Origin of the sequence: Photobacterium damselae, from assembly GCF_003026815.1 — a bacterium.
GTDB classification, from domain to species: Bacteria; Pseudomonadota; Gammaproteobacteria; order Enterobacterales; family Vibrionaceae; genus Photobacterium; species Photobacterium damselae.
Genome location: NZ_PYOG01000015.1, coordinates 1 through 25697 on the forward strand (window position 1 = coordinate 1; position 25697 = coordinate 25697).

Annotated in this window: 26 protein-coding genes; 15 read left to right on the forward strand and 11 right to left on the reverse strand. The window is 42.9% G+C overall.

The window, feature by feature from the left end:
* A partial coding sequence (locus CTN07_RS13520; protein WP_107183723.1) for an IS4 family transposase occupies positions 1-890 on the forward strand: 890 nt, incomplete at its 5' end.
* A 54-nt stretch (positions 891-944) separates the two neighbouring features.
* Here CTN07_RS13520 and CTN07_RS13525 read toward each other — a convergent pair.
* The 4 genes from CTN07_RS13525 to rhlB form a co-directional block, all read right to left on the reverse strand.
* Entirely contained in the window at positions 945-1415 is a 471-nt protein-coding gene (locus tag CTN07_RS13525; protein WP_036764590.1) for a GNAT family N-acetyltransferase, read from the reverse strand.
* An 81-nt stretch (positions 1416-1496) separates the two neighbouring features.
* Positions 1497-2066 carry a Crp/Fnr family transcriptional regulator gene (locus CTN07_RS13530; RefSeq protein WP_005302093.1) on the reverse strand — a complete coding sequence of 190 codons (570 nt, stop codon included), beginning with the start codon at positions 2064-2066 and terminating at the stop codon, positions 1497-1499.
* Positions 2067-2112: 46 nt separating this feature from the next.
* Positions 2113-3612, reverse strand: coding sequence for a guanosine-5'-triphosphate,3'-diphosphate diphosphatase (gppA, locus tag CTN07_RS13535; protein WP_005302090.1), 1500 nt, complete (start codon positions 3610-3612; stop codon positions 2113-2115).
* A 15-nt stretch (positions 3613-3627) separates the two neighbouring features.
* Entirely contained in the window at positions 3628-4932 is a 1305-nt protein-coding gene (rhlB, locus tag CTN07_RS13540; protein WP_036764588.1) for an ATP-dependent RNA helicase RhlB, read from the reverse strand.
* A gap of 112 nt (positions 4933-5044) precedes the next feature.
* Here rhlB and trxA point away from each other — a divergent pair, with 112 nt between their 5' ends.
* From trxA to fre, 5 genes are all read left to right on the forward strand, one after another.
* Positions 5045-5371 (forward strand): thioredoxin TrxA, encoded by a 327-nt coding sequence (gene trxA, locus CTN07_RS13545; protein WP_005302085.1) that lies wholly within the window; start codon positions 5045-5047, stop codon positions 5369-5371.
* A 211-nt stretch (positions 5372-5582) separates the two neighbouring features.
* Positions 5583-6842: a transcription termination factor Rho gene (gene rho / locus CTN07_RS13550; protein ID WP_005302083.1), complete on the forward strand. Its 1260-nt coding sequence runs from the start codon at positions 5583-5585 to the stop codon at positions 6840-6842.
* 197 nt (positions 6843-7039) lie between these two features.
* Positions 7040-8896 (forward strand): 4-hydroxy-3-polyprenylbenzoate decarboxylase, encoded by a 1857-nt coding sequence (gene ubiD, locus CTN07_RS13555; RefSeq protein WP_005302080.1) that lies wholly within the window; start codon positions 7040-7042, stop codon positions 8894-8896.
* A 58-nt stretch (positions 8897-8954) separates the two neighbouring features.
* Positions 8955-9221: a 2Fe-2S iron-sulfur cluster-binding protein gene (locus CTN07_RS13560; RefSeq protein ID WP_036764586.1), complete on the forward strand. Its 267-nt coding sequence runs from the start codon at positions 8955-8957 to the stop codon at positions 9219-9221.
* A 7-nt stretch (positions 9222-9228) separates the two neighbouring features.
* Complete coding sequence (gene fre / locus CTN07_RS13565; protein ID WP_005302074.1) at positions 9229-9933, forward strand: NAD(P)H-flavin reductase; 705 nt, start codon at positions 9229-9231, stop codon at positions 9931-9933.
* A gap of 94 nt (positions 9934-10027) precedes the next feature.
* On the opposite strand, the gene CTN07_RS13570 is transcribed toward fre, so the two are convergent.
* Together CTN07_RS13570 and CTN07_RS13575 are read right to left on the reverse strand one after the other, a co-directional pair.
* Entirely contained in the window at positions 10028-10921 is an 894-nt protein-coding gene (locus CTN07_RS13570; RefSeq protein ID WP_005302072.1) for a carboxylate/amino acid/amine transporter, read from the reverse strand.
* A gap of 111 nt (positions 10922-11032) precedes the next feature.
* Complete coding sequence (locus CTN07_RS13575; protein WP_005302069.1) at positions 11033-11455, reverse strand: universal stress protein; 423 nt, start codon at positions 11453-11455, stop codon at positions 11033-11035.
* 254 nt (positions 11456-11709) lie between these two features.
* Between CTN07_RS13575 and ftnA the strand changes: the two genes are divergently transcribed.
* The 6 genes from ftnA to CTN07_RS23250 all read left to right on the forward strand — a co-directional run bounded on the left by ftnA (position 11710) and on the right by CTN07_RS23250 (position 15846).
* Positions 11710-12237 carry a non-heme ferritin gene (ftnA, locus tag CTN07_RS13580; protein WP_005302067.1) on the forward strand — a complete coding sequence of 176 codons (528 nt, stop codon included), beginning with the start codon at positions 11710-11712 and terminating at the stop codon, positions 12235-12237.
* Positions 12238-12320: 83 nt separating this feature from the next.
* Complete coding sequence (gene uspB, locus CTN07_RS13585) at positions 12321-12659, forward strand: universal stress protein UspB (protein ID WP_036764584.1); 339 nt, start codon at positions 12321-12323, stop codon at positions 12657-12659.
* A 142-nt stretch (positions 12660-12801) separates the two neighbouring features.
* Positions 12802-13989: a BaiN/RdsA family NAD(P)/FAD-dependent oxidoreductase gene (locus CTN07_RS13590; RefSeq protein WP_036765196.1), complete on the forward strand. Its 1188-nt coding sequence runs from the start codon at positions 12802-12804 to the stop codon at positions 13987-13989.
* 311 nt (positions 13990-14300) lie between these two features.
* Complete coding sequence (cspE, locus tag CTN07_RS13595; RefSeq protein WP_005302062.1) at positions 14301-14510, forward strand: transcription antiterminator/RNA stability regulator CspE; 210 nt, start codon at positions 14301-14303, stop codon at positions 14508-14510.
* A 295-nt stretch (positions 14511-14805) separates the two neighbouring features.
* Entirely contained in the window at positions 14806-15018 is a 213-nt protein-coding gene (locus CTN07_RS13600) for a hypothetical protein (RefSeq protein WP_036764582.1), read from the forward strand.
* Between the two features lie 150 nt (positions 15019-15168).
* Positions 15169-15846, forward strand: coding sequence for a prepilin-type N-terminal cleavage/methylation domain-containing protein (locus CTN07_RS23250; protein WP_005302060.1), 678 nt, complete (start codon positions 15169-15171; stop codon positions 15844-15846).
* 58 nt (positions 15847-15904) lie between these two features.
* Here the strand turns inward: CTN07_RS23250 and asnC are convergent, their stop codons facing one another.
* On the reverse strand, positions 15905-16366 hold the full coding sequence (asnC, locus tag CTN07_RS13610; RefSeq protein WP_036765193.1) for a transcriptional regulator AsnC: 462 nt from the start codon (positions 16364-16366) through the stop codon (positions 15905-15907).
* Between the two features lie 160 nt (positions 16367-16526).
* On the opposite strand from asnC, the gene CTN07_RS13615 reads away from it, so the two are divergent.
* The 3 genes from CTN07_RS13615 to CTN07_RS13625 all read left to right on the forward strand — a co-directional run bounded on the left by CTN07_RS13615 (position 16527) and on the right by CTN07_RS13625 (position 21046).
* A complete protein-coding gene (locus tag CTN07_RS13615; protein ID WP_005302056.1) occupies positions 16527-19682 on the forward strand; it encodes a bifunctional diguanylate cyclase/phosphodiesterase in 3156 nt (1051 codons plus the stop codon).
* 35 nt (positions 19683-19717) lie between these two features.
* A complete protein-coding gene (locus CTN07_RS13620) occupies positions 19718-20491 on the forward strand; it encodes a class I SAM-dependent methyltransferase (protein ID WP_005302053.1) in 774 nt (257 codons plus the stop codon).
* Positions 20492-20581: 90 nt separating this feature from the next.
* Positions 20582-21046: a hypothetical protein gene (locus CTN07_RS13625; RefSeq protein WP_036764580.1), complete on the forward strand. Its 465-nt coding sequence runs from the start codon at positions 20582-20584 to the stop codon at positions 21044-21046.
* A gap of 344 nt (positions 21047-21390) precedes the next feature.
* On the opposite strand, the gene CTN07_RS13630 is transcribed toward CTN07_RS13625, so the two are convergent.
* From CTN07_RS13630 to hemC, 4 genes are read right to left on the reverse strand one after another with little or no spacing between them, the layout of a single operon-like run.
* Entirely contained in the window at positions 21391-22578 is a 1188-nt protein-coding gene (locus CTN07_RS13630) for a heme biosynthesis protein HemY (RefSeq protein WP_005302048.1), read from the reverse strand.
* Positions 22575-23855: a uroporphyrinogen-III C-methyltransferase gene (gene hemX / locus CTN07_RS13635; RefSeq protein WP_005302046.1), complete on the reverse strand. Its 1281-nt coding sequence runs from the start codon at positions 23853-23855 to the stop codon at positions 22575-22577. Before hemX ends, CTN07_RS13630 begins: the two co-directional genes overlap by 4 nt.
* A 4-nt stretch (positions 23856-23859) precedes the next feature.
* Complete coding sequence (locus CTN07_RS13640) at positions 23860-24615, reverse strand: uroporphyrinogen-III synthase (protein ID WP_005302043.1); 756 nt, start codon at positions 24613-24615, stop codon at positions 23860-23862.
* Positions 24615-25547: a hydroxymethylbilane synthase gene (gene hemC, locus CTN07_RS13645; RefSeq protein ID WP_036764578.1), complete on the reverse strand. Its 933-nt coding sequence runs from the start codon at positions 25545-25547 to the stop codon at positions 24615-24617. Before hemC ends, CTN07_RS13640 begins: the two co-directional genes overlap by 1 nt.
* Positions 25548-25697 lie beyond the last annotated feature (150 nt).

A 25697-nucleotide genomic window follows, 5' to 3' on the forward strand; every position in this document is an offset into this window, starting at 1 on the left:
ATCAAGAAAATGAAGAAGCATTTTCACGTCAAAAAGGTACGCAATACCCTCAAGTTAGAATGGTTTGCCAGATGGAATTAAGTAGTCACCTTATTACTGCTAGTGCCTTTGATAATTACAATACCAACGAAATGGTATTGGCTGAAAAACTCATCGAAACGACACCAGATCATAGCGTAACAATGTTTGATAAGGGGTTCTATTCATTAGGTTTATTAGATAAATGGCACACTACAGGTACAGAGCGACATTGGCTTATTCCTCTTAAAAAGAACGTCCAATATGAGGTCATTCGGCCTTTAGGCCGCAACGATAAGCTTATACTATTACATAGTAATCCAAGGGCTAGAAAATTATGGCCTAACTTACCATCCTCGATTACAGCTCGACTCGTGACTCGGAAAATTAAAGGGAAAGACTACCAAGTCTTAACGTCTATGATTGACCCTTTACGCTATCCTTCGAATGATATTGCAGCCCTCTATGAGCACCGATGGGAAATAGAATTAGGTTATCGAGAACAAAAACAATACATGTTGGGTAATCGTCTCACATTACGAAGTCGTTTACCTGAATTGGTCCGACAGGAGCTTTGGGGGATCTTATTAACATACAATTTGATTCGATATCAAATGGTTGAACTGTGCTTCAATTTAAAAGGGAACTACCTTCCTTATCAATTGAGTTTTAATGGAACATTAGCCCATGTATCAGCCTTATTAGTTGGCTTACCATACTCAAGCCCAGGAGCTATTCCTCGCCAATTAAAAGGCTTTCATGCTATGGCTGAAAGTTTAATTCTTGAAGGGCGAAGGGAAAGATCTTTTCCAAGGGCAGTTAAGCCAAGACCCCAACGGTATCCCAAGAAAAAGAATGCCGTTCACTCTTAAGTGAACGGCATTAGTCTCGATATGAGGCCGTTTTTTTATGGTTGGGTTTAGCACTTATTTGGCTTGATGGGCGCGTAATGAGTGGCGCATGTCTAAATGGGGAATATCATCTTCAAGATAGACCTCAGAGAACGGAGAAAAGCCATGCTGCTGATAGAAATCTTGCAGGTAATGTTGGGCTCCAATCTCAATCGAATGTTGAGGCCACAGACGATAACAATGCTCAATAGCCTGCTGTATGAGTTGGTGTCCAAGTCCTTGCCCACGAGCCGATTGAGCTAAAGCGACACGGCCAATACTGCTTCCTGGATATGAGATGGTCGGTGCCAATAGACGGGCACAAGCAACCAGTTTTTGTTCTTGATAGCCCAATAAGTGATAGACATCCTCTAATGTATCTTTGCCATCTAATTCTGGATAAGGACAGGTTTGTTCAACGACAAAGACATCAACGCGGAGACGCAACAACTCATACAGTTGGTGGGTCGTCAGTTGAGAAAAAGGGAGAAGTTGCCACTGAGTCATTGCTATGCTTCCATCTGATTGAAAAAACTACTCTATTCGGATTTATGGGTTACTGCATTAACTTATGTTAAGTCGGATCTGTTAAGAAGATTTCTTTAATCTGGCTTTGATTCGACTAAGACTTATCGGACTGATGCCAAGGTAAGCGGCAATATGTTGATCCGTGAGTCGCGGTAGCAGATCGGGAAATTGTTGGCAAAACAGAATATAGCGTTGCTCTGGGCTATAGAGCAGCATGAATCGTTCTTTATGCTCTTTGTGAATCAGTTGGTTTTCGAGCAGTTTTAGATAAATGGGGTGTCCTTGTTTGCGCCATATTTGTACAGCAGCAAGAGGGATTTCTACTACGATAATAGGTGTTAAGCTCTCAACCAAATAGGGTGAAGGATGCTGCAAAATGACACTTTCAAAGCCGATGATCCAATCGTGCTCCCAATAGAATTCTTTGCTAAATTCTTTTCCATCTGCAGTGAGATAACTGGCTCGGCATAATCCTTCTAAAAGAAAATAGACCGACTGATTGTGCTCACCTTGATGAGTCAGAATATGACGAGTTGGTAATTCGAGCAGTGAGGCGCTGGCCAGTAAGTTATCGATTTCCGTACGATCAAACTGGTGCTCGATTAAGTATTGACGAAATTTTGTATCCATAATTTTTATAAAAAAACGGCTCTATTTCACTAGAGCCGTTGTTATTTTATTGGTTCTCAACCGTTTCAATAGTTAATGGCCACCCCATATCTGTTTGACGAGTTGCTTCTTGTTGCAACTCCGCTTCAGTTAATGGATTTTGGGTAAGCCATCCTTTGGTTAAGGTCAATGTTAGTTTGTTATCTGTTGCGTTTATCTGAACATCGGCTTGGCAGCGTTGGTCGCGACGATGACATAAAATCACCGCGAGACGCAGTAATCTCAATAGGCGCGTAGCACTTTGAGCAGATAAAGCATGCTGCTCTGGTAGGCTTGATAGCTGTTCACGGAAACGGCGCAGTAGCTCAGCAATTAAATGCTTTTGCGCTCGCGTAAAGCCCGGTAAATCCAGATGATTGATTAAGTATGCAGCATGTTCGCCACTTTTCTTAAATTCAATGCTGATCCCGATTTCATGTAATTGGGCTGCGGCAAATAGCAGTGACTGGGCTTGTGGCTCAAACTGCCATTCTGCATCGCAATCTTGCAATAACGTCATTGCGGTTTTTGCGACTTCTTCTGCGTGTAAAGTATCAAGCTGAAAGCGTTCTTGAACACTGTGTAACGTACGTGTACGGACATCATGATGGCGCATTTGGCTCATCATCTCATACACCATACCTTCGCGCAGTGCGCCGCCTGCTAAGGTCATTGAATCAATGTTGAGTGATTCAAATAGAGCGATCAAGATTGATAATCCGCTTGGAAAGACCAGAGCTCGCTCTAAAGTGAGGCCTTCAATATCGAGATCTTCTAGTCGTTCATACTGCATTGCTTGACGTTGTAGACGTTTCAATTTGGCTAAGGTGATAATTTCATCCATGCCTTGCGCTAACATGATCTCTTGTAGCGCTTGAACTGTTCCACTTGCACCCACACAGGTTTCCCAGCCCAATTGACGGTACTGTTCAACAATAGGGGCAATGGCCATTTTTGCCGCACTGATAGCTGCATTGAAGTTTTCAGCATTTAAGTGACGGTCTTTAAAATAGCTTTCAAGCCAAGTAACACAACCAATTTTGAGGCTGGTTAATGCGTTTGCCTCAAAACCTGTTCCGATAACAACTTCAGTACTCGCACCACCAATATCCACGACAAGACGTTTGTCGCTCCCCCCAGAAGTATGAGCAACTCCTTGGTAGATGATACGAGCTTCTTCTTTACCAGGGATCACCACAATGGCGTATCCTAGGATATCTTTTGCTTTGGCAAGAAACTCATCGGCATTGACCGCTGTACGTAGCGCTGCTGTTCCTACAATGCGAACGTGTTCACTCGGAATATCCTGGAGACGTTCAGCAAAGAGGCTTAAGCAATCCCAGCCGCGTTGCATCGCTTCTAAGCTGAGTTCGTTGTTGCTGTTAAGACCCGCAGCGAGGCGAACCTTACGCTTAATTTTGGCCAAGGTTTGAACATGACCATCGACTTCACGAACTACCCACATGTGGAAGCTATTGGAGCCTAAATCAATGGCGGCGTATAACGGTGATGTTGAGCTTCTTTCCATAGACATAATTCTTTACTACTGTTGCTGCTGTTTTTTCTGAGCAGGACGGCGGCGATTACGCTGACGTGATTGACCTTGGCCCTGTTGATTACTACGACGACCGCCTTGTCGTGGAGTGCGAGTAATACGAATAGGTTCTGGCAGATCTTCAAGCAGAGCAGAGGCATCATACTTTGATAATGGAATGGAATGCTCAATATAGGTTTCGATACCCGGTAAATTGATTGCATACTCTTCACAAGCAAAGCTGATCGAGTGACCGCTTGCACCTGCACGACCAGTACGGCCAATACGGTGAACATAATCTTCACAGTCATCAGGAAGATCATAGTTAAATACGTGCGTTACTTGAGGAATATGGAGGCCTCTAGCTGCGACGTCGGTTGCGACTAGGATATCAATATCACCTTGAGTGAATTGTTCCAAGATGCGAACGCGTTTTTTCTGTGGTACATCACCAGTTAATAGACCAACACGGTGTCCGTCGGCGGCTAAATGGCCCCAAACGTCTTCACAGCGATGCTTCGTATTAGCAAAAATAATTGCGCGATCTGGCCATTCTTCTTCGATCAACGTTTGCAATAAGCGCATCTTATCGTTGTTAGATGGGTAGAACAGCTCTTCTTGGATGCGATGACCAGTTTTTTGCTCAGGTTCAACCACAACGCTTTCTGGCGTATTCATATGTTCAAATGCAAGTTCTTTTACGCGATAAGATAGCGTGGCAGAGAACAGCATATTGCGACGTTGATCCGGTGCAGGCATACGACGGAATAAGAAGCGAATGTCTTTGATAAAACCTAAATCGAACATACGGTCAGCTTCATCAAGTACAACGGCTTGAATCGAACGTAAGTCGATCACTCGCTGCTTGTAGAAATCGATGATGCGACCACAAGTACCGATAAGAATATCAACACCGTCTGTCAGTTTCTTTTGCTGCTTCTCGTACGGTTCGCCACCGTAAGCAAGACCTGCCGTTAGGCCCGTACTTGCAATAAGAGGTGCGGCATCGTTATAAATCTGGATCGCCAATTCACGCGTTGGAGCAAGAATGATTGCTCGTGGCTGGTTTGGCTTTCGCTCTTCTGATGCTGGAGTCTCCAGTAAATGGTTAAAAGTCGCGGTCAAAAAGGCTAAAGTTTTGCCTGTACCCGTTTGGGCCTGTCCCGCAATATCATGGCCGGAGAGCACTACCGGCAATGCCAAAGCCTGAATCGGGGTACAATTATGGAACCCTTTTTCTTCTAGGCCTTTCAAAACCAAAGGATTTAACCCTAGGTCGGCAAATTTCTGCTCTGTGATATGAGTCGTCTTCATACATATAGAATATCAGCTTAGGGTTGCAATACGAAACGGATTCAATTCAAATAGGAGATCGATTTGCCGGTAAAATGAAATCGGCTGTGAAAATCAACCATTGGAGTGGAAGATGAGCGACAAGATTGTGCAGCTTACAGATGCAAGTTTCGACAGCGATGTAGTTAACGCTGCTGGCCCTGTATTAGTTGATTTCTGGGCAGAGTGGTGTGGTCCTTGTAAAATGATCGCGCCAATTCTTGATGAAATCGCTGAAGAGTATGAAGGCAAACTGACGATTGGTAAGTTAAATATCGATCAGAATGCTGGAACACCACCAAAATTTGGTATCCGTGGTATTCCAACACTACTGCTGTTTAAAGACGGCAGTGTTGCAGCAACAAAAGTGGGTGCGCTATCTAAGACCCAGCTTAAAGAGTTCCTAGACGCGAACCTATAAGCCGCTTTTTTTGCAATCTGCGCACAAATTCCCAGTTGTGCGCAGAGCATCTTCGGTCTATGCTAGACGGAGATGAGATTTAGTGCTAACTTATTGCACGTTATTTATACACACGAACACTTCTTGACCAGCTCCATTGGTCAACCGAATTCTCAGTTTTTTCAACTTAACTTACAGAACCCCTATTTTGACAGACAAGAAACCCACCACTATGAATCTTACAGAATTGAAGAAGCAACCTATTTCTAATTTGGTTGCACTTGGTGAAAGCTTAGGATTAGAAAACCTAGCGCGTTTGAGAAAACAAGACATCATCTTCTCTATCCTCAAACAGCATGCAAAAAGTGGTGAGGACATTTTTGGTGATGGTGTTCTAGAAATTCTTCAAGATGGCTTCGGCTTCCTCCGCTCTGCAGACAGTTCTTACCTTGCCGGTCCAGACGATATCTACGTCTCTCCAAGTCAAATCCGCCGCTTCAACCTTCGCACTGGTGACACAATTTCAGGCAAAATTCGCCCACCTAAAGATGGCGAACGTTACTTTGCACTACTGAAAGTCAACGAAGTTAACTACGATAAGCCGGATAACGCTCGCAACAAGATCTTGTTTGAGAACTTAACTCCACTACACGCAAATGAACGTATGCGTATGGAGCGCGGTAATGGCTCAACAGAAGACATCACAGCTCGTGTTCTTGATTTGGCATCGCCAATCGGTAAAGGTCAGCGTGGCCTGATTGTTGCGCCACCGAAAGCCGGTAAGACCATGTTGCTACAGAACATCGCTCAAAGCATCGCGCACAACCACCCAGAGTGTGAGTTGATGGTATTGCTTATCGACGAACGTCCAGAAGAAGTAACCGAAATGCAGCGTCTAGTAAAAGGCGAAGTAGTTGCTTCAACGTTTGATGAACCAGCATCTCGTCACGTACAAGTGGCAGAAATGGTTATTGAGAAAGCAAAACGTCTAGTAGAACACAAGAAAGATGTGGTTATCCTACTTGACTCCATCACTCGTCTTGCGCGTGCCTATAACACCGTAGTTCCATCATCAGGTAAAGTATTAACTGGTGGTGTGGACGCTAATGCCCTTCACCGTCCAAAGCGCTTCTTTGGTGCAGCTCGTAACGTAGAAGAAGGCGGTAGCTTAACAATCATCGCAACAGCACTGGTTGATACTGGTTCTAAGATGGATGAAGTAATTTACGAAGAATTTAAAGGTACAGGTAACATGGAACTGCACCTATCTCGTAAGATTGCTGAAAAACGTGTATTCCCAGCGATTGATTTCAACCGTTCTGGTACTCGTCGTGAAGAGCTACTGGCGAAAGCTGATGAGCTACAAAAGATGTGGATTCTGCGTAAGATCGTTCACCCAATGGGCGAGATCGACAGCATGGAATTCCTAATCGGTAAACTGTCTATGACTAAGACAAACGATGAATTCTTCGATGCAATGCGTCGTCAGTAATCGTTTATTTTAGCAGTACACAGTGAAAAGCTCGGCCTTAAACGGTCGGGCTTTTTTATTGGCTGAAATCTATGAAATTGCTGCTATTCCTTGATTTTAATGCGGTTATTTGCCGTGAAATAGCAGCGATTTAAAGGTGAGTATTACTCAACATCTCGCTATACTGAGCGCAACATATTGATCACTTGGTAAGCGACATGAAGTTTCAAGATTTACGTGATTTTATCGATTATCTCGAAGCACAAGGACAGTTAAAGCGTATCAGTCATCCGGTTGACCCTAACCAGGAGATAACGGAAATTTGTGACCGTACTTTGCGAGCAAAGGGGCCTGCATTACTGTTTGAAAACCCGATTGGCTACGACATTCCTGTTCTGGCTAACTTATTTGGTACTCCTGAACGAGTGGCGATGGGAATGGGGCGAACCGATGTAAAAGAGTTGCGTCAAGTGGGAGAGTGGCTTGCTTATCTCAAAGAGCCTGAGCCACCGCAAGGCTTGCGTGATGCCTTTAATAAGTTGCCTGTGTTTAAGCAAGTGCTCAATATGCCGGTTAAGCGTCTGCGCAAAGCGCCATGTCAGGAAGTGGTGTGGCAAGGGGATGAGGTTGATTTAGATAAAATCCCAGTTATGAGTTGCTGGCCTGATGATGTGGCCCCTTTGCTTACTTGGGGGCTTACCATCACGAAAGGACCGAATAAGAAACGTCAGAATCTAGGAATTTATCGCCAGCAAAAAATTGCGAAGAATAAAGTCATCATGCGTTGGCTCGCTCATCGTGGTGGCGCGCTAGATCTGCGTGATTGGATGGAGACCCACCCAGGACAACCTTTTCCTGTAACTGTGGCATTTGGTGCTGATCCTGCCACGATTTTAGGTGCTGTAACACCAGTTCCAGATACTTTATCTGAGTACGCCTTTGCTGGATTATTGCGTGGTCGCCGTACAGAAGTGGTGAAAAGTCTAAGTAATGATCTTGATATTCCAGCCAGTGCCGAAATTGTCATGGAAGGATATATCGATCCCAATGAGTTTGCTTTAGAGGGCCCTTATGGAGATCACACTGGTTACTACAATGAGACAGAACAGCATCATGTCTTTACGATTACCCATCTTTCTATGAAGCAAAAGCCTATTTATCACAGTACTTATACGGGACGTCCACCGGATGAGCCTGCGGTATTGGGTGTGGCATTAAATGAAGTGTTTGTGCCTATTTTGCAAAAGCAATTTCCTGAGATTGAAGATTTCTATTTACCGCCAGAAGGGTGTTCCTATCGTATGGCGGTGGTGACCATTAAAAAGCAATATCCCGGTCATGCGAAACGGATCATGATGGGGGTGTGGTCGTTCCTACGCCAGTTTATGTACACCAAGTACGTAGTAATTTGTGATCATGATGTTGATGCGCGGAGCTGGGATAGCGTCATACCTGCCATTACCGCAAATATGGACCCAGTTACGGATTCTTTATTTATTGATCATACTCCTATTGATTCATTAGATTTTGCCTCTCCTGTCGTTGGGCTTGGTTCTAAAATGGGGTTAGATGCGACACGTAAATGGCCGGCAGAATTAATTGGTAGATCTCCCGATTGTTCGGTAACTGAGGTTATCGATTTGATTGCTAAAGAGGCCCAGCTGCGTGAGACATATCCACAAATCATTGACTGTTATTTCCCGCCACAAGCAAAAGATCATAGTATGGCTCTAGTGAGTATTGATAAGCAGGCGGTGGGTGATGGTAAAGCGATGATTGAAGCGCTTTGGCATCAAATGAGCCAATTTACGACGCCTAAATTTGTCATCATTTGTGATGGTGATGTAAATGTCCGTGATTGGAATGATGTGATTTGGGCTATTACCACTCGCATGGATCCAACCCGTGATACGATTTCAGTTCCAGCAGGGGCTACATCTAGCAAAATGGGTCTTGATGCGACCAATAAATTGCCGGGTGAAACAGAACGAGAGTGGGGTACCCCCATAGTCAAAGATCGGAAAATCGTTGCCAAAATCGATGCGATATGGGAACAATTAGCCATTATTAAATAATAGGGTTGGAGTTTCTCTGGTTTGTCGAATAAGAGAGATTACCAGCTAGAATCTATCTATGTATCAAGTTCACCTGTTGCCGTTAAATATAAAATTTGTGGTTGATGATAAGCAAACCCTATTGGAGGCAGCGCTCAACGCAGGTGTGGCTTTCCCTCATCGTTGTCAGGTTGGCGTATGTGCGATGTGTTTATGTCGTATGGTTGAAGGCGAAGTATTCTATCAGCTAGAGCCGATGTTAACTGAAGATGAGATCGAACAAGGTTGGATTGCGCCCTGTTCTGCCTATGCAAAAAGCGACTTGGTACTGGATTTACGAGGATAATAAATACATGAAATGCGAAGTAACGTCAGTTGAATCGGTGGCATGCCATACCTATAAAATTTTATTAAAACCTGAGCTTCCGGTTGAGTTTAAAGCTGGCCAGTATCTGCTTGCTGTGATGGGAGAAAAAGATAAGCGCCCATTTTCGATTGCCAGCAGTCCATGTCGCGATGGTGAATTAGAATTACATATTGGTGCTGCTGAACATAATGCTTACGCCTTAGAAGTGGTCGATGCGATGAAAGCGGCATTAGAGCAAGGGGAGGCTATCTCGATTGAAGCACCCCATGGCGAAGCGTGGTTACGTGCCGATAGCGATAAACCTTTACTGCTGGTTGCTGGTGGTACTGGATTTTCTTATGTACGCAGTATTTTAGATAACTGTCTAAGTCGTGGTTTTACTCAACCTATTTTTATCTACTGGGGCGGTCGTGACATCTGTCAGTTGTATGCTAATGATGAGTTACAAGCGCTCGCAAAACAGTATCCAAATGTCACCTATGTACCTGTGGTTGAAACGGCACCAAGCGATTGGCAAGGGAAGATTGGTAATGTGTTAGACGCGGTAGAGCAAGATTTTGTTAGCCTTAGCGATTACGATATCTATATCTGTGGTCGTTTTGAAATGGCAGGTGCTGCTCGAGAGCGTTTTACTAATGGAAAAGGTGCGATACGTGAGCGTATTTTTGCTGACGCCTTCTCGTTTATCTAGACTCTTTTTCTAACTATCTCATCTGATTTTACCGCTTAACGATCATCGCCACCGATTAATGGTGGCGATGTACTTTTCTCATTATGGTGTGAGGTTATAACTTCTCTGCGCCTTTAATCATCTGATTGATCGCTACTTTGCGTTTTACCCAAGTCTCGTTTAACCATAGCGACGCCATAATAATGATACCGCCCACGATTAAACGGGGGTAATCAACATCTCGATTCCAAATAACAATATTCACAATCAGACCTGCTGGGACCAAGGCGTTATTCATTATCGCCAGTGCCCCTGCATTTACCATGGTCGCGCCTTTGTTCCAAATAAAGTATCCCAATCCCGAAGCAACAGTACCTAGGTACACGAGGATCCCCCATTGTAAGTGAGATGTTGGCAGCTTTGAGCTATTACCAAAGAGTAAATACATTGGTAGCGCCACGGCAATTGCACCTAAATAGAACCAGCCAAATACTGTGTGTTGAGGTAAGTCTTGTGGCTCTTTTTCAATGATTTTTTTGTATCCCACTTGGCCTATTGCAAAGCAGAGATTCGCCCCTTGGACAATACAAAAGCCCAAAATAAAGTTTTGGTTGATGCCTTCAAATTTAATAATGGCTGCACCTAATACTGCAATGGCGGCGGTAAGAAGATACCAAGGTGAAAACTGGCGATTTAGAGCGTCGTAGATCAGAGTGACATAGATTGGGGTAAAGATGGTAAATAGTAGAACTTCAGGCACCGATAAATAGAGAAATGACTGATAGTAAAAGCAATACATTAAACCGAGTTGGAAGGCGCCAACGGCCATCAGTTTAAGTGCGAGAGAAGGATGAAGATGCTTTGAGCGTAAAAATGGAGCAAAGACTAAGGCTGCTAAAACGACTCGGGTTAAAACCGAAAACCAAGCATCGACTTGTCCTGCTAAATAAACGCCAATTAGACTAAATGAAAAAGCCCACAACAGAGTAACTGCAGATAAATATCCCATAATGAGAACGATCTTTATTGGTTAGAAAAACTGCAGTGTAGCGAATATTAATGGAGAAACAAAAACGACCAGTACAAAGACTGATCGTTTAGCATTCATATCATGATGATGTTATTTAAGTGGGACCATTAATAGGTCAACCGGAGTGCGATTAAGCAGCTGCTTGGTTGAAGATAGGATCTTACTCCAGAAGTCTTGGTGGTGACCACAGACAACCAATTCAACATGCAGATCTTTAATTGCGTTGCAAATTTCATCACTCAGATCACCACTGCCAACTAAAGTATGAGCAACAGGATATCCTGCTTTTTCAGCTAATACTTGTAGCTGTTGTTGAGCATCGTTTGCAGCACGATCTTGGGTATCACTAAGGTTAATATCAATCAAGCCAGTGTAAAGCTCAGCATAATTGACATCAATATGAATCAAAGACAGTTGAGCATCGAGTGCCTTGGCGAGATCTGCGGCTTTTTTCAATAAAACAAAGCTCTCTTCAGACAAATCCACTGCCACGAGAATGTGTTTGTAAGCCATAACCTGCGCTCCTTAATGGTGGTTTTTCTCTATCCTAGCACTAGACTTAAAGAAAAAATATGGAGCAGATCCCAACTTATTCGCCTTTTGTGTGATTTATTATTTTACTAATTTGAAAATGAATTTTTATTGTATTTTTCGTTAGTTAGCTAAAATAATCAAAGAGATTGTCAAGATGTCTCATGGAGAGTTGCAATCTCAAGTATGCACAGTAACAATGTCTTTATTACACTAAAATAGAAAGGAGTAATACGATGTTAGCTCAAGCAATGGTTGAGAAACTGAACGAACAAATTAACTTAGAGTTTTTCTCTTCCAACCTGTACCTACAAATGAGTGCTTGGTGTGAAGATAAAGGCTTTGAAGGTGCAGCCGCATTTTTACGCTCACACGCTGTAGAAGAGATGGAGCACATGCAACGTCTGTTCACTTATGTGAGTGAAACGGGTGCGTTACCTATTCTTGGCACAATTGCTGCACCAAAACATGAGTTTGCTTCTCTAGGTGATGTATTCCGTGAAACTTATGAACATGAGCAGTTAATCACTGAAAAGATTAATAAATTGGCGCATGTTGCTTTTACAACACAAGATTACTCCACCTTTAACTTCTTACAGTGGTATGTGGCAGAACAACACGAAGAAGAGAAACTGTTTAAAGGTATTTTAGATAAAATTGAGTTGGTTGGTGAAGATGGTAAGGCGCTATTTTTCATCGATAAAGATCTTGCTGAAATGGCAAAGTCTGGCTCAACTTCAGTAATGGACACTCAAGCGGGTTAAGTCTTATTTAGCATGGGCGTAGTTAGTTTCGCTACGCTCGATAGCTTTTCCCCGCTGGTGAAGGAATATTAGGGGGACCCTCTATGATAAGTGGTGATGCATTTTTGCTTGCTCTGTTTTTGGTTGCTGCCGTGAATACCGCTCGTTATGTCAGTACATTACGAACTTTATTAATGGTGATGCGTGAGTGTGATCCTCTTTTGTACCAACAGGTTGATGGTAGTGGCTTTTTTAAGTCACAAGGGAATGTGAGTAAGCAGATTCGACTGTTTCATTACATTCGTAGTCACCAGTATGAGAAGCATCACGATCCCGTATTTATGGCCAAATGCATTAAGGTTCGTCGCCTCTTTATCCTTGCCAGTTCATTTATGTTACTGTTTTTTATCTCCATTTTTGTTGTCGCCTATTTGGGGATTTAATGACGTTCGACGAATAGTTATCTCAAGCTTTTCTACGGTTGGTATTTGGGCTTGAGATAGGTAAAATACCGTCTAAAGATGAAAGGATGCTAGTTTGTTAGCATCCTTTTTTATTGTCGATAGTCAATTAGAGCAAACAACAATGGCAAAAAAGTTTGATGTAGTGGTCATAGGTGCAGGGGCGGCAGGTTTAATGTGTGCGGCTGAAGCGGGTAAACGTGGTCGCTCGGTGCTGGTGGTTGATCATGGCAAGAAACCCGGCCGTAAGATTTTGATTTCGGGTGGTGGTCGCTGTAACTTCACTAACTATGATGTCAACGCTAACAACTATGTTTGCCGTAATCCTCACTTTGTTAAATCAGCTCTGTCGCAGTATACCAACTGGGACTTTATTGCCATGGTTGCCAAATACGATATTGCTTATGAAGAGCGAGATCATGGTCAGCTATTTTGTCTGGATTCAGCAAAAGATATCGTCAATATGTTGCTGGCTGAATGCGATCAACCAACAGTTTCACAACGTTACCAAGTTGATGTTCATAATATCGAACAGACAGATTCGGGTTTTCGTTTAATGCTAAATACCGAATCAGTTGAGTGTGAATCTTTAGTGGTCGCAACCGGTGGTTTGTCGATGCCTAAACTGGGAGCAACTCCATTTGGTTATCAGATTGCCGAGCAGTTTGGTCTGAAAATGGTGCCAACTACCGCAGGTTTAGTGCCATTTACCCTGCATGTTGAAGATAAAGACGCGTTTGCTGATCTCTCTGGTATCGCTATTCCTGCCGTGGTTGAAACGGAAAACGGGGTGAGTTTTAAAGAGAACCTACTGTTTACCCATCGCGGTTTATCCGGCCCGGTTATTCTTCAAGCCTCTTCTTACTGGTTACCAGGGCAAGCAGTGACTATCGATCTATTACCTGATGTTAGCTTAGATGAAACATTTAATGCGATGCGAGAAAAGCATCCGAATCAAAGCTTGAAAAACTCATTAGCCCGTTTGCTTCCTAAACGTTTGATTGAGGTTCTGATTGAACGAGGCGATTTAGTCGATAAGCCACTAAAACAGTTTAATCCAAAAGATATTAGCCAGATGCACCAGTATTTCCATCACTGGACGATTGCGCCTAATGGCACCGAAGGCTACCGAACTGCAGAGGTCACTCTTGGTGGCGTGGATACGGATGAGCTGTCATCAAAAACGTTAGAAGCAAAGAAGGTAAAAGGTCTGTTCTTTGCTGGTGAAGTGATGGATGTGAGCGGTTGGCTTGGCGGTTATAACTTCCAATGGGCTTGGAGTTCAGGCTTTGTGGTAGGGCAAAACGCATAATTTTGCTGTGAATGATGAAATTGCTCAAAGATATAACTTGAGTAATTTCATCTTATTAACATTTATTTTTACTATTTTGATTAATAAACCTTTACAGCGACACAAATTCCCTGAATAATGGCCGTGCTCTGTTGTTCAGAGTTATTAATGAAACATCAAGTCAAAGTAAACCCTCAGTATATCTTCATTTTTGTTGCCATTCTTAGTGTTCCTTCGGTTTATCGTCACATTCAATAATTCAAGCTCAGTGCAAGTGCATCGTAAATTTTTTACGATAACATTATGAATTATATTTAAATAAGGGACAGATTATGTCTAAAGCAACTGGTATCGTTAAGTGGTTCAATGAAGAGAAAGGTTTTGGTTTTATTTCTCAAGACAATGGCGGCGCTGACGTATTCGTTCACTTCCGTGCAATCGCTTCTGAAGGCTTCAAAACTCTAGCTGAAGGTCAAAAAGTATCTTTTGACGTTGAGCAAGGCCAAAAAGGTCCTCAAGCTGCAAACGTTGTAGCTCTATAAGATTTTATTGGCGTAGATAATTTCTATCTACGCCGATTTCCCCTCTCTCTGTAATACTCGCACTATTTCTCATCAAAATCGCTACAAGTTCTTCGTAATTTCTATTCTTGCTACATCTGCTTTTTGTATTTGTCGTTATGTCCTAGTTTACTTTTTTCTTCTTATCGATTTTATAAAATAAGCAGTAATCCCAATAAGGAATAATATGTCTCGTTCAGTAGGTCGTAAGCGTTTTTGGTTTCAGCAAAGTCGCCAAACAAATAAAATATTAAGTAGCAAATAGGAATTATAAATAATGATTATTAATTTTGATTTATTAAAAGAAAAATGCAGTTGGCAGTCGGAAATTCATCAGTTAAATAGTGATATTTTACGTCGACATATATTACTAAATGGTAATGTCGATGATTTAGATATGAAACTCACTTTTTGTGAGCAAAGTGGAAGTGGTGAGATTTTAAATAAAAACAATGAGTTTATTGGTTCATTTTCTATTAAATCCGCCTAATTAATCTGAATATTTAGTTTAGCTTAACCTTTCCCCTCTACCTTTCAATAAATTTATTCCATAAAAGCATGTAAACCTCTTTTGTGCTCTCGTTTTTTATAAAATTACCGCTTAAGATATTATTATCATTCTAAGTGAGTTAACGATGTTATGAAACGACGATACGGTTTTACACTTATCGAGTTAGTTGTCGTTATTGTCATTGTTGGGATTTTAGCTGTCGTAGCGGCTCCAAAATTTTTGCAACTGAGTCATGATGCGAGAGATGCAGACCTTGAAGGTTTAGCAGCAAGCCTACGAACATCAACCGAAACTGTGTATGGCAAAGCTGCTATTGTTGGAAAAGAAACATTACCGAATGCAACCGTTGATGGAGTAGCAATCGCGAATGGATATCCAACAGCCAAAGGGATAACGACAACCTTACAAAATACCCATGATTGGCATATGGTGACCGTCACTCCCAGTGATTTGGGTAATTGGCTCGAATCTTCTATGCTACGAAAAATTAAAACGGGCTTAACTTTTTTTACCTTAAAAGCGTATGGGGAAAAAGGACAGAGCCTTAAGCAGCAAGTAAAAGCCATTGATGCTGGACAGTGCTATGTCGTGTATGTCGACGTTGCCCATAGCGATTCCTCAAAGACAGGTAATAAAACTAAAAATCCAGGTTGGTTTTGGGGATTTGTGTGCGGCAAGATATTAGCGCCATTAGGGATAGATAAGTATGTACCTTGGTGTCCGACTCATCAAAAAAGCGATGCGAATTCACACTTAAACAGTAATCCAACCCAACCTGCTATTGTTGTGGTCGATAGTGGCTGCTAAGTATGAACATGATGCGGTGGGCAGAGGTTCACCGCTCATTTTTTGCTACCCTTTATGGCTAAGGTTTTACATTTCGGCTGATTGGGTTTTGCAGTGAGATCAGCGTTTCTGTTGATTGAACTTCATCAATCGCTTGCAGTTTATTGATCAACACATGCTGTAACTCTTCAATTGAACGGCACATTAGCTTTACAAATATATTGTAAGCTCCAGTGGTGTAATAAGCTTCAACAACCTCATCTAATTGGTTCAATTTCTTCAATGCCGAGTGATAATCTCGGGCCGCATACAAGTTAATACCAATAAAACAGCAGACGTCATAACCGAGTAATTTGGGGTTTACTACCACCTCAGTGCCAGTAATGATGTTGGCTGCTCGCATCTTTTCTACCCGAACATGGACCGTTGCTGGGCTAACATTAAATCGCTTCGCCATTTCAGCATAAGGGGTTCTTGCATCACTCATTAACGCAGCAAGAATATCGCGATCCAGTTCATCAAGGCGGGGTGTTGGCGTCATGTTAAGTCCTTTTTTCTGGTTTATTTCAACCATTCTTCTGTCAATAATCCATTATATTTCGTTGTTAATAGTAGTAAACCAACGGTTAATAAAATTACAATACAGCTTTGGTGGCGATGAAAGCCAGATTTAGCTTAGATTGGATGAATAAGGCGGGTAAGTGGTACTACGTTGGTTTTCTATTGCGCTTTTCTTGATCTCAACATCCGTGTTTGCCGATAGTGTAAAGACGCAAAATGTTTTGGTTATTCACTCGTACCACCAAGGTTTAGGTTGGACCGATGCGGTGCAATCTGGGCTTGAGGATATCACTGCCAATAAAAATATCGCACTTAATGTCAGTTATATGGACAGTAAGCGCTATCAGTCTAAAGCCTATTTACATGAATTAGTGGCCATTTATCGCATCAAACTTCGTAGTGAAAAATACAGTGCCATTGTTGTTACTGATGATCGGGCACTATGGCTCATTGATCAATTGGGTAGTGAAATAGGTAATACACCCGTTATTATTGGCGGTATTAATAATTACTCAGCCAGTAAACACCAATCGATTGCTAAAGTTGCTGGATTTATCGAGCTGCAAGATGCTGGCGATAATATTCAATTAGCACTTAATGTGAAGCCCAATCTTAAGCAAGTTTTCCTTATTGCCGACGATACCTTAACGGGTAAATCAATGTGGCAGTCTGCTCGTAATTATCTACGCCAGCATCCTAACCCAGATATTACTTTTACTCGTATGGGGCAGTACTCATTCAAAGAGATGTTCGATCAAGCCAAATGGCTTCCCCAAGACTCTGCTGTGATTTTTCTCAGTTACTTTATTGATGGCTTAGGAAACTACATGCCAAGCGATGAGTTTTTATCGCAATTTACTGCAAATGCATCAGCTCCTGTATTTGTTCCATACAGTTATATGCTCAATTATGGCGCTTTAGGTGGCGTGGTAACCAGTGGCTATAAATTAGGGCTAGGGCTTGGCGAGTTATTAGAGCAAGTGCTACAAGGAAAGGTTACCCATTACCCTTATATTCGTCCCAATAAAAATGAAGTGATGTTTAACTACCAAGCTTTGAGTCGTTGGGGGATCAGCATTGGTAATGAACAAGCTTTAGTCGTAAATCGTCCACTATCTTGGTTTGAACGTCACCATAAAGAGCTTAAAACATTGGGATTTGTGGTATTGGTGATGGGCTCGGTGATTATTTTATTGAGCCTGATGATTCGCCATTTACGCCGCAGTGAACAACAATTACAGCGCAGCCAAGCTCTATTTGAAACGGTATTTGACCAGAGTTTTCAGTATATAGGGATATTGGACTTACATGGCCATTTAGTTTCAGCGAACTTAGCTCTACAAGAGATGCTTGGTGATGATGGCGTGAAGTTTGATCGACCAATTTGGCGATGGTTATGTTGGAACAGTGATACCGCAAGCCAACTTAATCAGGCTTTTTTAGCAGCAGATACTGAATTTTTACTGCGTTTTGAAGCAAAAGCACAAAGTCAAAACGATGGTATTCGAATTCTTGATATATCACTGAAAGCCATGCCATATCAGGCGGCAACAGAGCCTCAAATTCTGTTTGAAGCTCGGGACATGACCAGTCGTCGGCAGATGGAGCAAAAACTGCGCGAACGTGAAGTGAGTTATCACTTACTGTATGAGCAGCAGCCTGTTATTTTGCTAACGATAGATAATAGCGCAAGAATTCAATCGGTTAATCAGTTTGCTGCGGATCTGCTTGGCTACCACAAGCGGGATCTATTAGGGCATAAGATCACTGAATTTTATCTTGAAGGCATTTTACCTCCGCACCAAATTATTTCTCATTCAGGGGTAGAATCACGAGAAGTATGGCGTCGTCAGGTGCAATATCGTCGAGCCGATGGTGAAACGGTGTGGGTGCGTGAAACGGTTCGTCAGGCTCAGGCGAAACATCAATTGTTGATTGTGGGAGAAGACATCACATCAACTCGTGAATTAGAACAGCGCCTAGCTTATCAAGCCAATCATGATTACTTAACTGGGTTGTACAACCGCAGCTATTTCGAATCACAGTTGGAGTTAGCGTTAGATGAAGTCCAACAGCAAGATGTCCAACATGCGATGCTGTATATCGATCTGGATCAGTTTAAGGTTATTAATGATACCGCAGGCCATGAAGCTGGGGATGAGGCTCTTAAGCAGGTTGCATTAGGCCTACAAAACTTGGCAACGGAAAATACGATTCTCGCCCGTTTAGGTGGTGATGAATTTGCCGTTATTCTACGTCATTGTGATGAAGAGCAAGCGCTCGCTTTAGGGCGGAAAATTTTGCACTTACTCGATGATGCCGAGTTTCTATGGCAAAACACCCGTTTCAATTTTAGCTGTTCATTGGGTATTCGCTTAATTGATAAAACTGCAGGCTCTCCGCAGCAAGTACATGCTCAGGCGGATACTGCGTGTTATGTGGCAAAAGATGAAGGACGTAATCGTCTCCATCTCTACCGTCCTGATGATGAAGAGCTTAAGCGCCGCGAACATGAAATGCATTATGTGAATCGGATTCGTCGTGCTCTTGTAGAGTGTCGCTTTGAACTGTATGCCCAGCAGATTGCGCCTATTGGCCGTAGTAGTAAAAATCATCATTATGAAATCTTACTTAGAATGCGAGAGCTAGATGGTTCTATTGCTTCTCCTGGTGTCTTCATTCCTGCTGCTGAGCGTTACAATCTTGCCCATCTGTTGGATCGTTATGTCATTCAACAGGTATTAAGTTGGTATCAACAACATCCTGAAGCGATTGAGAAGTTAGGGCACTGCTCGATTAATTTATCTGGGCAGTCAATTGGTAATCAAGAGTTTGTAAAGTTCCTATTACATCAAATTAGACATAGTACGGTTCCTGCCAATAAAATTTGTTTAGAAATTACGGAAACCGCGGCCATTGGTAATATGACTCAAGCAATCTCTCTATTTACACAGTTAAAAGAGCTGGGATGTTTGATCTCTTTAGATGATTTTGGCTCGGGGTTATCGTCTTTTGGTTATTTAAAACGAATGCCTGTCGATGTGCTAAAAATTGATGGCATGTTTGTACGAGATATAGATAAAGATGATATGGATTTCGCTATGGTTAAAGCGATCAATGAACTGGCGAAAAAAATGGGTAAACAGACAGTTGCAGAGTTTGTCGAAAACAAAGCCATTTTAGATAAGCTCGAAAGCCTAGGTGTCGATTACGCCCAAGGGTATTACTTTGGGCAGCCTAAGCCCTTAGCAGAGTTGGTCGACGATTTAAGCCAAGAACCTGAACCAATGATATAATCACTTTGAAATAATCATAATCACCGGAGAATACCGTGCACATCGCTTTAATATGTGAAGCACCAGAGCGACAATCAGAGCTCGATACCTTGGCACAACGTTGGGGTTTACACCATGATGACAGCAGTGAGTTTGCGTTAGTATTAACGACAGAGCAGCTGGAACTTCGTAAATTAGATGAGCCTAAATTGGGTGCGGTATTTGTCGATTTAGCTGGTGGTGCGGTAGCCCATCGTCGTAAGTTTGGTGGTGGCCGAGGCCAAGCAATTGCTAAAGCCGTTGGTTTGAAAAGCGGGGTTAACCCTATCGTATTAGACGGTACTGCGGGATTGGGACGTGATGCGTTTGTGCTCGCATCGCTTGGTTGTACCGTATATATGGTTGAGCGTCATCCTGTGGTTGCAGCGCTGTTAGATGATGGCTTACAACGGGCGCAGAATGATAGCGAGATTGGGACTTGGGTTGGAGACCGAATGCATCTACTGCACGCTTCAAGCCATGACGCTTTATATCAATTGGCAGAGCAAGATGGCTTTGTTGCTCCTGATGTCGTTTATCTTGACCCTATGTTCCCTCATAAAAAGAAATCGGCGCTGGTTAAAAAAGAGATGCGCGTTTTCCAAACATTAGTTGGTGCTGATTTAGATGCCGATGCTTTGTTTGCACCTGCGATGGCATTGGCAACAAAACGTGTTGTCGTTAAACGCCCTGATTACGCAGAATTCTTAGCCGGAGAGCAGCCATCAATGGCCATTGAAACTAAGAAGAACCGTTTCGATGTGTATGTTAAATCTGGAATGAAAGCGTAATTAAATCGAGCAATAAAATTTCTAGTATTACGAATCATTATCGTTTAATGTGAGAGGAATATTTCCGTTGTCATTGAAGGAGTGCTATCAATGACTAAATCACTGTGTAAGTATCGTCGTGCTGAAATATCCGATCAGTTTGCATTGATATCGCAGATTGTGAGTGAGCCGAATTATATTTGTAGTAGCTGTACACGCGTTGCCAGTGATAAAGCGTATTTGTGCAAGCCCAGTGCGCTTATTCAGCATAAAGTATTGCTGAATCCTGCACCTTTAGCTATTACTGGGCTAGCAACAGCAGAAGCTTTGATTGTTGATAATAATATTGAAGCCTTGCCTCAACCCTCGGCTGTAGGGCAAGCTCGATTGGAAACACTGGCTGCGGCACAAGCGGAACCGGAACTTGAGGTTCAGGAACAAGAATGTGTTGTAACGAAAGCAAAGAAATTGAAAAAGCTGGCGAAGAAGAAAGCCAAACTGCTGAAGAAAACCGCTAAGGCCGTTAAAAAATACGAGAAAGCCCTCGCCAAAGCAAAGTTAAGTATGGGTATTTAACTGTCCCGAATAAACAAAAAGGCCTCCCAGTGATGTGGAGGCCTTTTTATTAGTTTGATTCTTTGATCAGAACCGCGGTCATCAAGCAAGTAATTACAGAAATTACAATGCCCGATACGATTAACCAAGGAAGCATATCCATAGCCAATTATCCGTCTTGTGAGCAATGAGAAACCATATTGAACAGGTTTTACAATTTGTTAGCAATGGGACAGATATAAGTTGAAATGGCTGTTAACAGTTAGAAACATCTTTGGTTATTTATTGCGATAATCATCGGAATTTGAGATAAAAAAAGCGCCCATCAGGGCGCTTTTAACTCATTTAAATCTTGGTGGTAAATGTTAAATTTTGGCTGGAAGTGCCAAATTTAATGCTTGGAGAGATGCCTGAGCTGCACCTTGGCTATCATCAAGATTTTCTAACGTTTGTACTAGGTGTGCATAATCTGAAACATCTGGACGCAACGCCACTGCTTGAGTGAAGTGCTCTTTTGCTTCTTGCCACTTACCATTTGCAGCGAACATTTGGCCTAATGCACTATGAGTTGCTGCATTACGGCTATCATGGCGAAGTAAGTCTTGTAGGCGAACAATCGCAGGATGGTTATCTGATAGCTTTAGCTTAGGCACTAGGTTAATCAAAGTGTCATCAGATGTCTTCTTCAAGTATTCGCGAAGCACAGTGTAAGCGTCGTTGTCTGCATTGCAGTTAATCATCTGCTCAACAAAAGCGGCAACTAAAACGGATTGCTGTTTTAGCTTACGATTTAGACCATTCCAGTGACTCATCAAGCCATCGCTTCCAGACTGTTTTGCAATCTGTACCATTAGGCCGCGCTGAGCATCAAGTTCAAGCTGGTTTTTGGTCTCTGTGGTGATAACGCCATCTTTTTCAAGTTGTGGCAGAATCTCAAGCAGCGCTTTCCAATCTTCTAGTTGGATATAGCACTCTTTAAGTAGGTTCAGCACAATCAGGTTACGACCATTATCACGCTTAATTTCTTGAAGAGTCGCTAGAGCTTGCTCATATTGTTGCTGGCGAATTTGCAGTTTTGCACGAACTAGACCAACCGCTAGGTTTTGACCGTCACACTCAGCAGCGCGCTTTAGGTACTCATCACGTTGATCGGTATTACCCAACTCTTGTGACGCTTCTGCTGCAGCTAAGTAGTTCAAAACAGGAGCATCACTGTTTTTTGCCGCTTTTGTTACTAATTTCTCTGCTTGCTTCCAATCACCTTCGATAACTTTTACTAAGCCATCTGCAGTAAGAGTTCGTGCTTTACGTGCTTTACGCTGGCTGAACCAACCGCGAGTTGAGCTACCCATGGAAAATAGACCACGAAGGATAAATTCAACAACAAAGAATAGGGCTAGCAGAGCAACAATTAAGATAACCAGAGTGGTTAGGCTCATCTCAATGGTTTGCTCGGCAAATGAGATCAGTACATAACCCTGGCTACCTGCCAGGTCTGGACCGACAACAATACCTGCAATTAAGGCTGCAATTAGGAGGAGCAGTTTTATCATGCTTGATTCTCCTGTGATACTACTTGAGGAGCACTCTGTGTTTCTGTTGCTTCAGTTTTAACTTCAGTCTCTACTTTAGCTTCAGTTTTTGGTGCTGCTTTTACTTCAGAAGCTGCTGGTTTTACCGCTTCTGCTTTACTCTCTTCAGTCGCTAGGCTCTTCACTTGGCTGCGTAAACGCTCACTAATGATGTTAGTTAAGATCGCTTGTGCTTTAAGCTGCTTAGGATATACCGCTTCAATATTTTGGTTTTCTAGCTGCTCAAGTGTTTTGACAAAGCTTTGTACCGCAGGTGATGACATGTCGTAGTACTGTTCAGCCCATTTTTGCGCTGTGATCAGTGACTGTTTGTACACTTCGCCTTGTTCGCGGTAAACCGCACGAATGGCAGTTTCTAGCTTGTTTTTAATGTTCTCTTGTAAGTAGAAATCTTGTTGTGGCGATAGTAGTGGAACAACATTACCGTCACGCTTACGATAGGTGATGAAGTGATCGCTGAAGTTTTCTAGCGAAGTCATTAAGTTCACTTTCCAGTCATTGACTGACTGAGAAACAGTTTGTGCTTTTTGCTCAAGTGCTTTTGGCATTAAAGCGTTAGCAAGAGGCAGGGAATCAACGTGTTGCTCAAGACTCGTTAAGCGTAATACCAAACCATCACGATCAACACGGGCTACCGCTTTAAGTGAAGTGATATCATTGTTTAGTGCTAAACGTAGATCTTTAAGGCTCGGATCGTTCAGTTCTGCAATACGGTGATCTGCCGCTTCTAGTAGCACTGTTGCACTATTAACATCGTGCTCTAGCCACAATTTACGACCTGCCATTTTGGTTAGGTAATCGGCTTCAGCCAATAGCCAGTCGTTTGGACTGCGACCTTTCATTTCAGCCAGAGCCATCTGTAGGCTAGAAATGGATTTCTCTTGTTGGTTTAGCGCAACTTCAGTGCTGGTTAGAGTCGTGTTTACTTTACTCAGAACACTTTGTTCATTACTTGCTAGTGAATTTTTCAAGCCACTTAACTGATTTTGCAGCGCAGTGATTTGAGCTTCTTGAGCGAGGCTTTGTTGGTGGCCGTGATAATACAGGCCACCACCTAGAGCAATGACAAGCGCGATAGCAATCAGACCGGTTTTGCTGCCACCACTTTTTTGTTGTGGTGCCGGTTTAGGTGCTTTTGGTGCAGTGTCCTTTGCAGCTTTCGTCGGTTGAGCTTTTGCACCGGATGGTGCTTGTTGCTTCTCTGCAGCGCTGTCATTGGTTATTTTTTTTTCAGTCATCCGATTATCCCATCGTGCTCATATTGCTTAGGAACGTGAAGAGTGCTTGATTTGAGGCACTACCCACGGTGGAAATATGTGTAAAACCAAGTTGTGAAGCTTGGTCGGCGATACGTTGGCTTGGTACGAAAAGATGGCAATTGAGAAACCAAGCATGATTATGTTGCGGTACGAGTTGGTGGAGAAAAGCAAGTTGCTCACCGCTGGTAACCACCAATTTATCGACCTGTTGTTGCTGCCAAGAGTCTGCCAATGTTGTGCCATCTAATGGCAGCCAGCAACGCTGATAGGTTTCACAATAGTGAACTTCAGCATGGCGAGCGATTAGCTCTTGACGAATAAGCTCTCGACCGCCATTGCCGCGTAGAATCAGTACTCGACGATGGCGAATCTGTTGCAACTCTGGGAGTGCTAAGAGCCCTTCACTATCACAACGGTGTTGCGGCATTAAAACGCTTTGACCGGTAACTTTTGCTAAAGTTGCGGCGGTTTTATGACCAACGGCCATATAATGCACGTTTTTTGGCCAGCTCGCACCTTGTGACTGTAAATAATTGTGCGCTAATTTGACTGCATGATCACTGACTGCAATCAGAAAATCATCAGATTTTAGCCAATTTAGTTGAGAAATGAGTAGATCTACTTCATCTCCTGACGTAATAGCCAGTAATGGTTGATGAATTACGGTTAAGCCCACCGCACAAAGCTGGTGAGCTAACTGTTCGCCATCAGGGCTAGGCCGAGTTACTAAAATGGTCATTAGTGTTCTTGATATAGGCGCTCAAGAATAGGTTTTGCGCCATCGGCTAGCAATTGCTCTGCTAGTTGAGTACCTAAAGCTTCTGCATCGTTGGCAGAACCGCTAATTTCACCACGGACAATTTGGCTACCATCAGGTTCACCAACAAGCGCTCGTAGCCAAATTTGATCGCCTTGCAACTCAGCATAGCTACCAATTGGCACCTGGCAGCCACCTTGAAGGCGGTTATTCATGGCGCGCTCACATAACACACGAGTTGCGGTTTCTTGGTGGTTTAGGGCCGCAAGTAGATCTCGAACGCGAGTATCATCTAAACGACACTCAATGCCTACTGCACCTTGGCCCACAGCTGGTAAGCTAGTTTCAGGCGCAATAGCTGCACGAATGCGGTCGTCCATTTTAAGACGCTTTAAACCCGCACACGCCAAAATAATTGCATCGTATTCGCCATCATCGAGTTTACGGAGGCGAGTATTTACGTTACCACGCAGATCTTTAACAATCAGATCTGGACGTTGTGAGCGTAGTTGACATTGACGGCGAAGGCTTGAAGTACCAACAATTGATCCTTGAGGTAGCTCTTCTAGTGAGTTGTAGCGGTTGGAAACAAAGGCATCGCGAGGGTCTTCACGTTCACAAATAGTGACAAGACCAAGACCTTGTGGAAACTCAACGGGAACATCTTTCATTGAGTGAACGGCGATATCGGCGCGGCCTTCTAGCATAGCCACTTCGAGTTCTTTTACAAACAGCCCTTTACCACCTACTTTTGCCAATGGCGTATCTAAAATAACATCACCTTTGGTGACCATAGGAACTAGCTCTACGACCAAGCCAGGATGCGCTTTTTCCAGTTCTGCTTTGACAAATTCTGCTTGCCACATTGCTAGTGGACTCTTACGAGTGGCAATGCGAATAGGGGTATGGGACATAGTAAAAGGACCTATTAACTGACAGTACTTAAATGAATGTAGACTAATCCTACCACTCATTGCCTATCTGGGTCATGAACTTGTTGTTGTCCTGTTATTTCCCTGATGTTCGTCGTATTATTATTGAGATTTTTGTGAATAACATCACGG

What these genes read in the sequence shown, in the direction of transcription:
- CTN07_RS13525 (WP_036764590.1), bottom strand. Translation starts at nt 1,415, where the DNA reads ATGACTCAGTGGCAACTTCTCCCTTTTTCTCAACTGACGACCCACCAA.
- CTN07_RS13530 (WP_005302093.1), bottom strand. Translation starts at nt 2,066, where the DNA reads ATGGATACAAAATTTCGTCAATACTTAATCGAGCACCAGTTTGATCGT.
- gppA (WP_005302090.1), bottom strand. Translation starts at nt 3,612, where the DNA reads ATGGAAAGAAGCTCAACATCACCGTTATACGCCGCCATTGATTTAGGC.
- rhlB (WP_036764588.1), bottom strand. Translation starts at nt 4,932, where the DNA reads ATGAAGACGACTCATATCACAGAGCAGAAATTTGCCGACCTAGGGTTA.
- trxA (WP_005302085.1), top strand. Translation starts at nt 5,045, where the DNA reads ATGAGCGACAAGATTGTGCAGCTTACAGATGCAAGTTTCGACAGCGAT.
- rho (WP_005302083.1), top strand. Translation starts at nt 5,583, where the DNA reads ATGAATCTTACAGAATTGAAGAAGCAACCTATTTCTAATTTGGTTGCA.
- ubiD (WP_005302080.1), top strand. Translation starts at nt 7,040, where the DNA reads ATGAAGTTTCAAGATTTACGTGATTTTATCGATTATCTCGAAGCACAA.
- CTN07_RS13560 (WP_036764586.1), top strand. Translation starts at nt 8,955, where the DNA reads ATGTATCAAGTTCACCTGTTGCCGTTAAATATAAAATTTGTGGTTGAT.
- fre (WP_005302074.1), top strand. Translation starts at nt 9,229, where the DNA reads ATGAAATGCGAAGTAACGTCAGTTGAATCGGTGGCATGCCATACCTAT.
- CTN07_RS13570 (WP_005302072.1), bottom strand. Translation starts at nt 10,921, where the DNA reads ATGGGATATTTATCTGCAGTTACTCTGTTGTGGGCTTTTTCATTTAGT.
- CTN07_RS13575 (WP_005302069.1), bottom strand. Translation starts at nt 11,455, where the DNA reads ATGGCTTACAAACACATTCTCGTGGCAGTGGATTTGTCTGAAGAGAGC.
- ftnA (WP_005302067.1), top strand. Translation starts at nt 11,710, where the DNA reads ATGTTAGCTCAAGCAATGGTTGAGAAACTGAACGAACAAATTAACTTA.
- uspB (WP_036764584.1), top strand. Translation starts at nt 12,321, where the DNA reads ATGATAAGTGGTGATGCATTTTTGCTTGCTCTGTTTTTGGTTGCTGCC.
- CTN07_RS13590 (WP_036765196.1), top strand. Translation starts at nt 12,802, where the DNA reads ATGGCAAAAAAGTTTGATGTAGTGGTCATAGGTGCAGGGGCGGCAGGT.
- cspE (WP_005302062.1), top strand. Translation starts at nt 14,301, where the DNA reads ATGTCTAAAGCAACTGGTATCGTTAAGTGGTTCAATGAAGAGAAAGGT.
- CTN07_RS13600 (WP_036764582.1), top strand. Translation starts at nt 14,806, where the DNA reads ATGATTATTAATTTTGATTTATTAAAAGAAAAATGCAGTTGGCAGTCG.
- CTN07_RS23250 (WP_005302060.1), top strand. Translation starts at nt 15,169, where the DNA reads ATGAAACGACGATACGGTTTTACACTTATCGAGTTAGTTGTCGTTATT.
- asnC (WP_036765193.1), bottom strand. Translation starts at nt 16,366, where the DNA reads ATGACGCCAACACCCCGCCTTGATGAACTGGATCGCGATATTCTTGCT.
- CTN07_RS13625 (WP_036764580.1), top strand. Translation starts at nt 20,582, where the DNA reads ATGACTAAATCACTGTGTAAGTATCGTCGTGCTGAAATATCCGATCAG.
- CTN07_RS13630 (WP_005302048.1), bottom strand. Translation starts at nt 22,578, where the DNA reads ATGATAAAACTGCTCCTCCTAATTGCAGCCTTAATTGCAGGTATTGTT.
- hemX (WP_005302046.1), bottom strand. Translation starts at nt 23,855, where the DNA reads ATGACTGAAAAAAAAATAACCAATGACAGCGCTGCAGAGAAGCAACAA.
- CTN07_RS13640 (WP_005302043.1), bottom strand. Translation starts at nt 24,615, where the DNA reads ATGACCATTTTAGTAACTCGGCCTAGCCCTGATGGCGAACAGTTAGCT.
- hemC (WP_036764578.1), bottom strand. Translation starts at nt 25,547, where the DNA reads ATGTCCCATACCCCTATTCGCATTGCCACTCGTAAGAGTCCACTAGCA.